Below are 12,830 nucleotides of genomic sequence, written 5' to 3'. Positions count from 1 at the left end.
CAGTCCCGAGGCCAATCCTCACACGATCGGATGAATGTCCGGGAAAATGTGTGAGGGGGTGTTTACTCTCCGCTACATTCGCGCCGTCCAGCAAGCCAAAAGGCCTGCTCACAGGCAATCCGGAACGTCACCGACACCGGAAGGCAGGAGACCGCACCGCACCATGACGGAACGACCCGCGCAGCGCACCCCCAACCGACAGCTCGCCGCGCTCATCGCAGAAGCGGGGTTCTCCAACGCGGGACTCGCCCGTCGCGTGGACCAGCTCGGTCTCGAACACGGGCTGGATCTGAGATACGACAAGACGTCCGTCACCCGATGGCTGCGCGGCCAGCAGCCCCGGGGCACCACACCGGCCCTGATCGCCGAGGTCTTCACCCGGCGCCTGGGCCGCCGCCTCACCGCCCAGGACCTCGGACTGGACGCCTGCGCCCCTGTCTACGCGGGGCTGGAGTTCGCCGCCACCCCCGAGGAGGCCGTCGACATCGTCAGCGGGCTGTGGCGCAAGGACTCCGGCAGCCACGCCGAGCTCCGCAAGATCGCCTTCACCCCGGCCGGGCTCGTCGTGCCCAGCCGTGACTGGCTGATCGGCCGGGCCGACGACAAGGTCGCCCGGGGTGAGCCGCCCGCCGCCCGCATCCCGGCCCAGGGCCGCCCCGCGCTGCGCCCCACGGCCCCGGCCGAGCAGGGCGCCGGGTCACTGCCCCGCCGGCGCGGCCAGGCCGAACGGGGGCCCGGCCAGAAGGTCACCGCCGGCGACATCGCCGCCCTGCGCTCGGTCGGCGAACTGTTCCGCACCCTCGACGACGCCTACGGCGGCGGCCACGCCCGCCAGGCCCTCGTGCGCTACCTGGAGCACGAGTGCGAGCCCATGCTGCGCGGCACCTACGGCGAGCAGACCGGCCGCCGCCTCTTCGCCGCCGCCGCCGACCTGACCCGGCTCGCCGGCTGGACCTCGTACGACATCGCCGCGCACGGACTCGCCCAGCGCTACTTCGTGCAGGCGCTGCGGCTCTCCCAGGCGGCCGGTGACCGGCCGTACGGGGCGTACGTGCTGGTCACCATGAGCCGCCAGGCCGTCTACCTCGGGCACGGGCGGGAGGCCGTCCAGCTGGCCCGCGTGGCCCAGCAGGGCGTCGGCACCTCCGGGCCACCCGTCGTGCAGGCCCTGCTGCACGCGTCCGAGGCACGCGGGCACGGCGTGCTCGGCGAGGTCCGGGCCTGCACCGCGGCCCTGGTCCGGGCCGAACGCGCCCTGGAGACGGCCCGGCCCGGCGACGACGTCCCGCACTGGGCGAGGTTCTTCGACGAGGCACAGCTCGCCGACGAGTTCGGCCACTGCCACCGCGACCTGCAGCAGTTCCGCGCCGCGGCCCAGCACGCGGAACGCTCGCTCCAGCTTCGCGCCCCTTCCTATGCCCGCAGCCGGCTCTTCTGCCGTGTGGTCCTCGCCACCGCCCGCCTGGGCCTCGGCGAACTCGACCAGGCCTGCCAGCTCGCCGCGGAGGCGGCGGGCCAGGCGGCCGAGATGCGCTCGGTGCGGGCGGTGGAGTACGTGAGGGACTTCGAGCGCCGCCTGGAGCCGTACAAGGACGCCGTCCCGGTGCGGACTTACCGCGACAAGGTGGCGGCCCTTCTTTAGGGGCGCGGGGAACTGCGCGAACAACCCCACCCCCGCGCCGCCGCACCCGAACAACCACCTACGCGGCCCTCGGAACAGTCGGCACGGGGTCGGCGACATGCATCGACCGCCCCGCCCCCAAGTCCGTCAAGATCGCCGCGGACGCGCGATGCCCCGAGTGCAGAGCACCCTGGACCGTGCTGGTGTCCCGGTGATCCCCGCACACGTACAGCCCGGCGATCAACCGCACCGGCCGCCGCAGATCATGCGGCGGCCGCATCGCCGGCACCGCCTCGACCGTCCGGTGCACGGCGAGCGTCTCCCACCGGGCCGTCGACACCCCGTACAACCGCGCCAGATGCATGCGCACCGCCGTGTCGACGTCCCCGGCAGACCGCCCCAGCACCGTCGACGACACCAGCGCCCGCCCGGCCGGTGCCCGGGTCGGGTCGACCTGGCTGACCACCGCGGTGTGCGCGACCGGCCCGCCGAGGTCCGCGTCGAGCAACAGCGACGCGCCCGTCCCCGGCGGCTCGTCGGTCGTGTGGTGCACCACCGTCACCGGATGGAACTCCGGCACCCGCAGTCCGGGCAGCAACTCGGCGGCGGCGCGGGCGCCCGTCGCCACCAGCACCGCCCGGCACCGGATCTCCCCGTGCTCCGCGGTCGTCACCGAGGTCGTCGAGACGGAGGTGACGCGCACGCCGGTGTGCACGGTGCCCGGCGGCAGCGTGCGCGCCAGGAGTTCCGGCAGGGCATCCGCGCCGCCCTCCGGCAGGCACAACCGGCCCCGTGCGAAGGCGCGCAGCGCGAGGTCCGCGCACCGGCTGGACGTCGTCAGATCCGGGTCGCACAGCAGGGCGGCGAGCAGGGGACGCAGGAAGCCGTCGATCGTACGGGCGGGCAGACCACGCGCCGCCAGGGCCTCGCCGGCGGGCAACTCCGGGCGGGCCAGCAGCCGTTCGGCCGGTGTGCCCGCCAACCGGGTCAGGGCGGCGCCCAGCCGGGCCTGGTCGACGGCCGTGCCCAGCGGTGCGCCGGGCCGGCTCCGCGGGACGGAGACTTGCCGGCCGGGCACGGCCACCGGCCTCCGGGACGGCCTCGACGCGGACGGCGACCGGGGGGCGCTCGCCAGCGCGCGAACCGCGTGCAGTGCGCCCCTTGCGCCCCCGGCGCCGGGCTGGACGCCGGCGCGGTGGTGGCGCCCGTCGCCGTGCAGCAGGACACCGGGCGCGAAGGGTCGCAGCACCAGTTCGTCGAGACCGGGTGTCCGTCCTAGTTCGGGATACGCCGTGGACAGCAACTGGCCGATCCTGTCGAGCCGGAAGCCGTCGACCTTCTCCGTCGCCATGCGGCCGCCGACCCCGTGGGCGGCCTCCAGGACCATGGTCGTCACTCCTGCGCCGGTCAACCGGTGCGCGGCCGAGAGTCCGGCGACTCCGGCCCCCACGACGACCACGTCCGCCTGGTACGCGGGCTCAAGCACGTGCCCCTCCTCGAGGTTGCGCGGGCGCTGGAGACGTCATGCCCTCAACAGGCCGCAGGGATACGCGAGTTCTGGTCGAGGGTAGGACCGTGATCGGTCAACGGGAGTCGCGCATCGGCAGGGCACGGTCGCACGGCGGTCGCATACGAACGCCTTGTGGGTATGAAGTGGTCGCAGTGGGCTGGTGTGCGCCTGGAGAACCTGGCTCGGACCCGCCGGTCGGTCCTCGGCCGGGTGGCCGGTGTACATCACCGACCGACTGCGCCCGGCCTGCCAGGAGCCGTCACAGTGCCGCCCGGATCGCCCCCTCGATCTCCGGGAAGGCGAACCGGAAACCCGACTCCAGCAGACGCGCCGGCAGGATCCGGGCGCTGCCGAGGACGTCCCCGGCCATCTCGCCGAGCACGGTCCGCAGGACGGCCGCGGGCACCGGGAACAGGGCCGGGCGGTGCAGCACGCGTCCCATCGCCGCCGTGACCTCACGGTTCGTCACCGGGTTCGGGGCGGTGACGTTGAACGGCCCCGACAGCCCGTCGGTGTCGAGGAGATGCCGGATGGCGGCGACCTCGTCGTGCAGCGCGACGAACGACCAGTACTGCCGCCCGTCGCCCATCCGCCCCCCGGCCCCCGCCTGGAACAGCGGGAACAACCGCCCCCAGGCACCGCCCGCACGGGAGACGACCAGCCCGGTCCGGGTGAACACCGTGCGCACACCGGCCTCCTGGGCCGGCGCGGCGGCCCCCTCCCACTCCACGCACAGCGAGGGCAGGAAACCCTCGCCCGCCGGTGCGCTCTCGTCGACCGCGCGCTCCCCGGTCTCGCCGTAGTAGCCGATGGCGCTGCCGTTCACGAAGACCCGCGGCCGCTCCTTCGCGTCCAGTCCCGCGACCGCCTCGGCGAGGGCCGCCGTGCCCTTCACCCGGCTGTCGTGGATGCGCCGCTTGTAGGCCTCCGTCCAGCGCCGGTCGCCGACCCCGGCCCCGGCCAGGTTGACCACCGCGTCGCAGCCGGCGAGCCCCGCCGCGTCCACCCGGCCGCCCTCGGGGTCCCAGCGGATCTCCCCGGCCGCGCGGGGCGTGCCGCGCACCAGGCGGCGCACCTCGTGCCCGTCCGCGGTCAGGGACCGCACCAGGGCGCTGCCGATGAGTCCGGACGCACCCGCGACCGCGATTCTTGAACGCTCCATGAACCCATCCTGCCGGGTGGCTCGGTGAATCCCTCGCAAGAAATCCCTTGCAAGGACGTGATCCGCTCGCCCTAGGGTGACGCCCATGCCCGAGCTTCCCGCACCCCGCGTCCGCGCCGCCCGTGTCGAGGACGACGCCGAGCTGGCCCTGCTCGACCGGCTCACCTGGTCGCACCTGCACGCGGTGATGCCCGAGCCGCGGCCGCCGCACCCTCCCTTCTTCGACGAGCGGCACAGCCCCGAGGACTGCCTGGTCGCCGAACTCGGCGATTCTCTCGCGGGTTATCTCAGCCTCGGTTTCCCCACTCCGCTCGAATCGAACCGGCACGTCCGTCAGATCCAGGGCCTCGCCGTGGCCGAGGAGGCCCGCGGCCGGGGTGTGGGGCGGGCCCTGGTCCGGGCCGCCGTCGAGGAGTCCCGCCGGCGCGGCGCCCGCCGCATCACCCTGCGGGTCCTCGGGCACAATGCCCCGGCCCGGGCGCTCTACGCGGCCGAGGGATTCGCGGTCGAGGGGATCCTGCCCGGGGAGTTCCTGCTCGAAGGGACCTACGTCGACGACGTGTTCATGGGACGCGCGCTGTGACGTTCCGTGGGATCCGCCCGGTGACGCGGGGTTCCGCGAGGCGGGGAGGCCGCGCCGGGGTCACGACGCGGCCGGCTCGCCCGTGTCCACCGGTGCCGTAGCACCCGAGGCCTCCCGGGCGTCGGAGGCCACCTCGTCCGCCGTCAGGACATAGCCCGTCTCGGCGTCCGACGTGGACCGCGCGAAGACCACGCCGAACACCCGGCCGTCCGTGGTGAGCAGCGGTCCGCCCGAGTTGCCAGGGCGGACCGTGGAGCGGATCGAGTAGATCTCCCGGGTGGCGGTCCCGTCGTTGTAGATGTTCTGGCCCGTCGCTCGCACCCGGTTCGCGACCGTCGCCGCCTGGAGGTTCAGGTCGCCGTCCTCCGGATAGCCCGCGACCACCGCCGAGTCACCGCGCTCCGCGTCGTCGTCGAACCGCAGCACGGGCGCCCTGAGACCCGGCACGTACAGCACGGCCACGTCCTTCTGCGGGTCGAAGAGCACCACCCGCGCCTCGTACGTCCTCCCGACCCCGCCGATCTGCACGGTCGGCTCGTCGATGCCCGCCACCACGTGGGCGTTGGTCATCACGTGCTCGCGCGCGTACACGAAGCCGCTGCCCTCGCGCCCCTGGGTGCCCGTGACACCCTCGACCTTCACCGTGCTCCGCTTGGCGGCGTCGGTGGCGGCCGCCGTGACACTGTCGCCGGTGGGCTTGGCGACCTCGGCCGTCGACTCGTTCTCGAAGGGGTTGAAGACCTGCGGGAAGCCCGCCTGCGTCAGCGCGGACGTGGCCCCCGAGAACCAGGCCGGGGTGGTGTCCGGCATCGTGCGCTGCACGGCGCCGAGCAGCCGCGAGTCCCGGATCGCCGAGGTGACCAGCGGGGACGAGGACACGCCCAGGACACTCGCCGCCACCCACGCCACGATCAGCACGGCCACCGCGTTGGCCACGGCCCCGCCGACCCCGTCCGCCACCCGCAGCGGCCCCCGGTCCAGCTCCCGCCGCAGCCGCAGCGCGAGGCGTCCCGCCAGCTCGTGCCCCACCACCGCCGGGAGCAGCACCGTGAACACCGCCGTCAGCGTCGCCCGCGTGGTGCCCGGCTCCACCAGGTCCATGACCCACGGCAGCACCCACACGCCGACGACCGCACCGCCCACGAAGCCCGCCAGCGACACACAGCCGGCCACCAGCCCGCGCCGGTACCCGGACGCCGCGTAGGCCAGGACGACCAGCAACAGCAGGATGTCGAGCAGGTCCACGCACGCCGCCTTTCTCTCGGAACCCCTTAATACGCGGGGGGAGGGCCCGGTGATCAGTCACACGCGCACGGATGATCGGAACCGGCCGTGTGCCTGCACCCGGAGAAACGTCGCGGACCGTGACGATGGTTCCACCGGGTGGCACATCACACATCGCGGACGGACCGGATCAGGCCGACAGTGGGATCATGCGTGTCTTCCGAAGACGGCAGGGCGCACGCAGACGCTCCGCCGACCGGACACCCGGCATAGCCGGCCTGCCGCGCGCGGCCCGGGTGCTGCTCGGCTGCCTGCCGGGCGCCGCCGCCGTCCTGGCGCTGTTCCTGTGCGCCCACGGCGTCGAGAACGCCGCCGACGCCGGCGCCCGCGCCGCCTCGCCCCGCCGCTCCCCGGCCACGTCCTACACCGCCCCGCGCCCGCCCATCGTGTCCCGAGCGCACTGGCTGGGCGACGCCGGCCGCACGCAGCCCCGCCCGCGCTACGACGACCGGGTCACCGCCGTCTTCGTCCACCACACCGACTCGCCCAACGGCTACGACTGCGCCGACGCGCCCCGCATCATCCGGGACCTCTACACCGGCCAGACCGGCACCCGCGACTGGGACGACATCGGCTACAACTTCGTCGTCGACCGCTGCGGCACCATCTACGAGGGCCGCGCCGGAGGCGTGGAACGTGCCGTCACCGGCGCCCACACCCAGGGCTTCAACCACCGCACCACCGGCATCGCCGCCCTCGGCACCTTCACCGAGGGCATGCCCGTCCCACGGCCCCTGGTCCGCGCGATCGCCGCGCTGTCCGCCTGGAAGCTGGGCCTGTCCGGCACCGACCCGCGCTCGGACGTCCGGCTGGTCTCCAGCAACGGCCTGAGCCGCTACGCGGCCGGCGCCACCGCACGCCTGCCCGCCCTCGCGGGTCACAACGACGGCTACATGACCAGCTGCCCGGGCGCCGCCCTGCACGCCCGCCTGCCCGAGATCAGAGAGCTCGCGGCCCGTCTCCAGGGCCGGCCGGACGGTCCACGGCAAGGCCACAGCGAACGCGCAGCGTCCTGACATCCCCGCCTCCTACGGTCGTCGCCACCGACAGCCGACCGGAGGTGGGGACCATGAACGACGGCCGTACGAAGACGCCGGGGGACCAGGACGGGCGCAGCGGCCGCGCACGCGGCCCCTGGGCGGTGCTGTGCGCGGTCCTGACGGTCGTCCTGGGCCCGGCCGCGGTCACCGCCTCGGCCCTCGACCAGGCGAACGCCGCGCCGCTGCACCACGCGGTGCGGGCCGACCGGACGCCCGGGCACGTCCCGTCCGACGTGAGCCGCCGCCGGGCCGCCTGAACGGCCCCGAAGCGTCAGCCACAGCCCTCTGAACCGCCGCCCTGCGGCATCAGCCCCTGAAGCGCTGCCACAGCCGGGGATAGCGCTCGGCGAGCAGCCCGTCGTTCTCGAGGTCGAGCGGTGTGCCCTCCGGCTCCGGGGGCGGCGGCGCGATCTCCAGATCGGGCGCGACCACCCCGGTGAGCTGCTCGTAGGCCTCGTCCGCCGCGTAGCCGAGCTCCTCGCCGTCCCCGTCGATTTCCTCGTCGAAGTCGTCCAGCAGATCGGCGAGCGCGTCCGGGTCGTGCACGGCGCCCTCGAACACCTCCCGGCCCTGCCCGATCAGCCAGCACCGGAAGAAGTCGAAGGCGTCGTCGCTCGCCCCGTCGAGCAGCACCCAGGCCGCGCCCCACAGGTCCCAGCGGTAGGCCCGGTTGTAGCGGGACTCGAAGTGACGGGCGAAGTCCAGGACCGAGTCCGGGTCCAACTGGGCGAGCCGGTCCACGAGCAGGTCGGCCTGCTCCTCCGGGTCGCCCTCGGCGGCCTCCCGTGCGTCGTCCACCAGCTCCCAGAACTCCGTCTCGTCCATCACGGGTCAAGCATCGGCCCTGGCGCACAGGGGCGCACCCGGAGTGCGCGGGATCGTTATGCGACGCCCCCGCCCCCGGCCCGGTAGAGCCGGGCCAGTCGCGCCGCGTCCCCGGCGAACCGCTCGCGCAGGCCCTCCGGTGCCAGCACCTCCACCTCCGGCCCCAGCGCCGCCAGCTGGGTGTGGGCGACCTCCTCGGACTCCACGGGCAGGGCCACCGTCACCCAGCCGCCCTCGTCCGGTGCCTCCGCGTCCGCCAGGGCCTCCCGGGCGGACACCGAGTCGACGGCGTAGGGCAGTGCGCGCACCCCGTCGGGGGACAGCCGCACCACGACCCGTGCCCGCAGGAGGGACCGCGCGAACTGTTCCGCCCGCTCCTCCCAGAACGCGGGCAGGTCGAAGTCCGCCTCCCGTGCGAAGCGCTCACCGTCGGCGTCCACGGCCGTGAACCGGTCGATCCGGTAGACCCGGAACGACCCGGGCCCGGCCACCCGGGCGCACAGGTACCAGACGCCCGCCTTCAGCACGAGCCCGTACGGCTCCAGCTCCCGGACGACCTCGTCCTCCCCGCGCCGGTAGCGCGCGCTGATCCGCCGGTCGTCCCACACCGCGTCGGCGACGGCCGGCAGCAGCACGGGCGTCTTCGGCTCCCGGAACCAGTTCGGCGCGTCCAGGTGGAACCGCTGGGCGGCCGACCGGGAGGCGTCCCGCAGGGACGGCAGCAGCGCCGCCGACACCTTCAGCCGGGCCGCCGAGGCGGCGTCCTCCAGGCCCATCTCGCGCAGCGCCCCCGGCACCCCGGACAGGAACAGCGCCTCGGCCTCGCCGCGGTGCAGCCCGGTCAGCCGCGTCCGGTACCCGCCGACCAGCCGGTACCCGCCGGCCCGGCCCCGGTCCGCGTACACCGGCACGCCCGCCTCCGACAGCGCCTGCGCGTCACGCGTGACCGTCCGCTCCGACACCTCCAGCTCACGGGCGAGTTCGGCGGCCGTCATGGAAGGCCGGGACTGGAGCAGCAGCACCATCTTGATCAGCCGGGCAGCACGCATGGCCACATCATGCAGCAGGCCCCCGCCGGGGCGGGGGCCTGCCGATCAACGGTCCGTGCTCACAGACCGTACTGCTCGCGCGCTTCCTTCACGGACGTCGCCTGCACCTCGCCGCGCTTGGCGAGCTGGGCCAGCGCCGCGACGACGATCGACTCCGCGTCCACACCGAAGTGCCGGCGGGCCGCCTCACGGGTGTCCGACAGGCCGAAGCCGTCGGCGCCCAGCGAGGACCAGTCCTGCTCGACCCACTGCGCGATCTGGTCCGGGACCTGGCGCATGTAGTCGGAGACCGCCAGCACCGGGCCCTCGGCCCCCTGGAGCGCCTGCCGCACGAACGGCACCCGCTCCTCGCCGCGCAGCAGCGCCTCATCCGCCTCCAGGGCGTCCCGGCGCAGCTCGCTCCAGGACGTCGCCGACCACACGTCGGCCGCCACGCCCCACTCCTCGGCGAGCAGCTGCTGCGCCTTCAGCGCCCAGTGGATCGCCGTACCGGAGCCGAGCAGCTGGATCCGCGGGGCGTTCGCCGGCACGGTCACGCCCGCCGACTCCGCCGTGTTGAAGCGGTACAGACCCTTGACGATGCCCTCGTCGACGCCCTCGACGGACGGCTTCGCGGGCTGCGGCAGCGGCTCGTTGTAGACGGTCAGGTAGTAGAAGACGTCCTGGTCCTCACCCGGGGCGGCCTCGCCGTACATCCGGCGCAGACCGTCCTTGACGATGGTCGCGACCTCGTAGGCGAACGCCGGGTCGTACGTGAGCGCCGCCGGGTTCGTCGCGGCGATCACGGGGGAGTGGCCGTCGGCGTGCTGCAGGCCCTCGCCCGTCAGCGTCGTACGGCCGGCCGTGGCGCCGACGAGGAAGCCGCGGCCGAGCTGGTCGCCGAGCTGCCACATCTGGTCGGCCGTGCGCTGCCAGCCGAACATCGAGTAGAAGATGTAGAACGGGATCATCGCCTCGCCGTGCGTCGCGTACGACGTCGAAGCGGCGATGAAGTCGGCCATCGAACCGGCCTCGGTGATCCCCTCGTTGAGGATCTGGCCGTTCTGGGCCTCCTTGTAGTACATCAGCTGGTCGCGGTCGACCGGCTCGTACGTCTGGCCCTTCGGCGAGTAGATGCCGAGGGACGGGAAGAGGCTCTCCATACCGAAGGTGCGCGCCTCGTCCGGGACGATCGGCACCCAGCGCTTGCCGGTCTCCTTGTCACGGACCAGGTCCTTGACGAGGCGGACGAACGCCATGGTGGTGGCCACGTTCTGCGAACCGGAGCCCTTGTCGAAGGACGCGAACGCCTTCTCCGCCGGGGCGGGCAGCGGGGCGACCGGGTGGACGCGCCGGGCCGGGGCCGGACCGCCGAGGGCGGCGCGCCGCTCCTGGAGGTAGCGGACCTCGGGGGAGTCGGCGCCCGGGTGGCCGTAGGGCACCACGCCGTCGACGAAGTCGCTGTCCTTGATCGGCAGCTCCAGCAGGTCGCGCATGTTCTTGAACTCGTCCACCGTCAGCTTCTTCATCTGGTGGTTGGCGTTCTTCGACGCGAAGCCCTCGCCGAGGGTGTGGCCCTTGACCGTCTGGGCCAGGATCACGGTCGGCGCGCCCTTGTGCTCGACGGCCGCCTTGTACGCGGCGAACACCTTGCGGGACTCGTGGCCACCGCGCGAGAGGTGGAAGCACTCGAGGATCTTGTCGTCGTTCAGCAGCTTCGCCATCTCCACGAGCGCCGGGTCGGCGCCGAAGAAGTCCTGGCGGATGTAGGCGGCGTCGCGGGTCTGGTACGTCTGGATCTGCGCGTCCGGAACCTGGCGCAGGCGGCGTACCAGCGCGCCCGTGGTGTCGAGCTGGAACAGCTCGTCCCAGGCCGTGCCCCACAGCGTCTTGATCACGTTCCAGCCGGCGCCGCGGAACTGGGCCTCCAGCTCCTGCACGATCTTGAAGTTGGCGCGGACCGGGCCGTCCAGGCGCTGCAGGTTGCAGTTGATGACGAACGTGAGGTTGTCCAGCTCCTCACGGGCCGCCAGCGCGAGTGCCGCCGTCGACTCGGGCTCGTCCATCTCGCCGTCGCCGAGGAACGCCCACACGTGCGAGGCGGAGGTGTCCTTGATGCCGCGGTTGGCGAGGTAGCGGTTGAAGCGCGCCTGGTAGATCGCCGACAGCGGGCCGAGGCCCATGGAGACCGTGGGGAACTCCCACAGCCAGGGCAGACGGCGCGGGTGCGGGTAGGAGGGCAGGCCGTTGCCGCCCGACTCCCGGCGGAAGTTGTCGAGCTGCTCCTCGGTCAGCCGCCCGTCGAGGAACGCGCGGGCGTAGATGCCGGGGGAGGCGTGGCCCTGGATGTAGAGCTGGTCGCCGGAGCCGTCGGCCTCCTTGCCCTTGAAGAAGTGGTTGAAGCCGGTCTCGTACAGCCAGGCGGCGGAGGCGAAGGTGGCGATGTGGCCGCCGACGCCGTATTTGCTGCCCCGGGTGACCATCGCGGCCGCGTTCCAGCGGTTCCACGCGGTGATCCGCTGCTCCATCGCCTCGTCACCGGGCACGGCCGGCTCGGCAGAGGTGGGGATGGAGTTGACGTAGTCGGTCTCGAGGAGCTTCGGCAGCGCGATGCCGGCGCCCTCGGCGCGCTCCAGCGTGCGACGCATCAGGTATGCGGCACGGTGCGGCCCGGCAGCCTTGGTGACCGCGTCCAGGGAGGCCTGCCATTCGGCGGTCTCCTCCGGGTCCCGGTCGGGGAGCTGGTCGAGCTCGCTCGGCTGGATGGCGTTGGGGTCGGTCATGTCGCCGCCTTCCTCAGTCGAAGGGGGTTCCCTCACATAAGGGGATCGGGGTGCCCTTTGTCTTTGGCAGGACAGGGCTGAGGCTTCGGTGGAAGCCCGTCGGCGACTGTAACTCCCTGATCGATGATCGATCAAAGGGTTGAGGGGCAAAACCTCTTGATCACGAGAAAGTAGGCACGGGGTGCCTCCGGCAGTGGCACGCGGTGACTGGTTTTCGAACGGTTTCCGCAGGTCGGAGGCGTTTGAGCGGACAAGCGCTCGGGTGTCACGCCCGGGGTGCGCAGCCCAGGACGTGGGCCTTCACCAGCTCGGCGATCCGGGGGTCGCGGCGCTTGAACGCGGCGACGAGCTCCTCGTGCTCCTCGGCGTACGACTGCTGCCGGGTGCCCAGCCAGCGGATCGACAGGGCCGTGAACACCTCGATGCCGAGGCCTTCCCAGGTGTGCAGCAGCACGGAGTTGCCCGCGGCGCGGACCATCTCGCGGTGGAAGGCGACGGTGTGGCGGACCTGGGCGGTGCCGTCGGAGACGCGGTCGGCCTCGTGCAGGGCGCTGACGTGGGGTTCCAGCGCCGAGCAGTCCTCCGCGAGGCAGTCGGCGGCCAGCTCCGCCGCGATGGCCTCCAGGCCGGCCCGGACGGGGTAGCTCTCCTCCAAGTCGGCGGCGGTCAGGTTCCGCACGCGGACGCCCTTGTTGGGAGCGGACTCGATCAGGCGCAGGGACTCCAGCTCGCGCAGGGCCTCGCGGACCGGGGTCTGGCTGACCTCCAGCTCGGTGGCGATCCGGCGCTCGACGATCCGCTCACCCGGCTGCCAGCGTCCGCTGATGATCCCCTCCAGGATGTGCTCGCGGATCTGCTCGCGGAGCGAGTGGATGACGGGCGCGGTCATGAGGGCTCCTTACGCGGGATCGACGTTTAGACAATACGGCCGGTTCGCTCCGCGGGTGGGGCGGGTGAGGGCGCTTTGGTGCAGGTGAGACGAGACTTACACGGG

At 73.1% G+C, this 12,830-nt stretch carries 11 protein-coding genes; 4 read left to right on the top strand and 7 right to left on the bottom strand.

The window, feature by feature from the left end:
• The first annotated feature begins 163 nt into the window (after positions 1-163).
• A complete protein-coding gene (locus ACFZDI_RS29380) occupies positions 164-1,642 on the top strand; it encodes a regulator (RefSeq protein WP_391254431.1) in 1,479 nt (492 codons plus the stop codon).
• A gap of 58 nt (positions 1,643-1,700) precedes the next feature.
• Here the strand turns inward: ACFZDI_RS29380 and ACFZDI_RS29375 are convergent, their stop codons facing one another.
• Both ACFZDI_RS29375 and ACFZDI_RS29370 read right to left on the bottom strand, forming a co-directional pair.
• The gene (locus ACFZDI_RS29375) at positions 1,701-3,107 is read right to left on the bottom strand and encodes an NAD(P)/FAD-dependent oxidoreductase (protein WP_234847540.1); all 1,407 of its coding nucleotides are present in this window, start codon (positions 3,105-3,107) and stop codon (positions 1,701-1,703) included.
• 283 nt (positions 3,108-3,390) lie between these two features.
• Positions 3,391-4,293, bottom strand: coding sequence for a TIGR01777 family oxidoreductase (locus ACFZDI_RS29370; RefSeq protein WP_234847539.1), 903 nt, complete (start codon positions 4,291-4,293; stop codon positions 3,391-3,393).
• A gap of 85 nt (positions 4,294-4,378) precedes the next feature.
• On the opposite strand from ACFZDI_RS29370, the gene ACFZDI_RS29365 reads away from it, so the two are divergent.
• Entirely contained in the window at positions 4,379-4,876 is a 498-nt protein-coding gene (locus ACFZDI_RS29365; protein WP_391254428.1) for a GNAT family N-acetyltransferase, read from the top strand.
• Positions 4,877-4,936: 60 nt separating this feature from the next.
• Here the strand turns inward: ACFZDI_RS29365 and ACFZDI_RS29360 are convergent, their stop codons facing one another.
• On the bottom strand, positions 4,937-6,121 hold the full coding sequence (locus tag ACFZDI_RS29360; RefSeq protein ID WP_361120283.1) for a MarP family serine protease: 1,185 nt from the start codon (positions 6,119-6,121) through the stop codon (positions 4,937-4,939).
• 275 nt (positions 6,122-6,396) lie between these two features.
• Between ACFZDI_RS29360 and ACFZDI_RS29355 the strand changes: the two genes are divergently transcribed.
• Both ACFZDI_RS29355 and ACFZDI_RS29350 read left to right on the top strand, forming a co-directional pair.
• Positions 6,397-7,176 carry an N-acetylmuramoyl-L-alanine amidase gene (locus tag ACFZDI_RS29355; protein WP_391254528.1) on the top strand — a complete coding sequence of 260 codons (780 nt, stop codon included), beginning with the start codon at positions 6,397-6,399 and terminating at the stop codon, positions 7,174-7,176.
• A 53-nt stretch (positions 7,177-7,229) separates the two neighbouring features.
• On the top strand, positions 7,230-7,457 hold the full coding sequence (locus ACFZDI_RS29350) for a hypothetical protein (RefSeq protein WP_391254424.1): 228 nt from the start codon (positions 7,230-7,232) through the stop codon (positions 7,455-7,457).
• Between the two features lie 49 nt (positions 7,458-7,506).
• Here ACFZDI_RS29350 and ACFZDI_RS29345 read toward each other — a convergent pair whose 3' ends face one another.
• The 4 genes from ACFZDI_RS29345 to ACFZDI_RS29330 all read right to left on the bottom strand — a co-directional run bounded on the left by ACFZDI_RS29345 (position 7,507) and on the right by ACFZDI_RS29330 (position 12,725).
• Positions 7,507-8,028 (bottom strand): DUF4240 domain-containing protein, encoded by a 522-nt coding sequence (locus tag ACFZDI_RS29345; RefSeq protein ID WP_234847534.1) that lies wholly within the window; start codon positions 8,026-8,028, stop codon positions 7,507-7,509.
• A 53-nt stretch (positions 8,029-8,081) separates the two neighbouring features.
• Positions 8,082-9,074: a WYL domain-containing protein gene (locus ACFZDI_RS29340; RefSeq protein WP_391254421.1), complete on the bottom strand. Its 993-nt coding sequence runs from the start codon at positions 9,072-9,074 to the stop codon at positions 8,082-8,084.
• A 59-nt stretch (positions 9,075-9,133) separates the two neighbouring features.
• Positions 9,134-11,836 carry a pyruvate dehydrogenase (acetyl-transferring), homodimeric type gene (aceE, locus tag ACFZDI_RS29335; protein ID WP_391254418.1) on the bottom strand — a complete coding sequence of 901 codons (2,703 nt, stop codon included), beginning with the start codon at positions 11,834-11,836 and terminating at the stop codon, positions 9,134-9,136.
• A 265-nt stretch (positions 11,837-12,101) separates the two neighbouring features.
• On the bottom strand, positions 12,102-12,725 hold the full coding sequence (locus ACFZDI_RS29330) for a GntR family transcriptional regulator (RefSeq protein WP_234850858.1): 624 nt from the start codon (positions 12,723-12,725) through the stop codon (positions 12,102-12,104).
• Between the last annotated feature and the right edge of the window lie 105 nt (positions 12,726-12,830).

This window comes from Streptomyces sp. NPDC007907 (assembly GCF_042959365.1).
Taxonomy (GTDB): domain Bacteria; phylum Actinomycetota; class Actinomycetes; order Streptomycetales; family Streptomycetaceae; genus Streptomyces; species Streptomyces indiaensis.
This window is presented reverse-complemented; position numbering and strand designations above follow the sequence as displayed.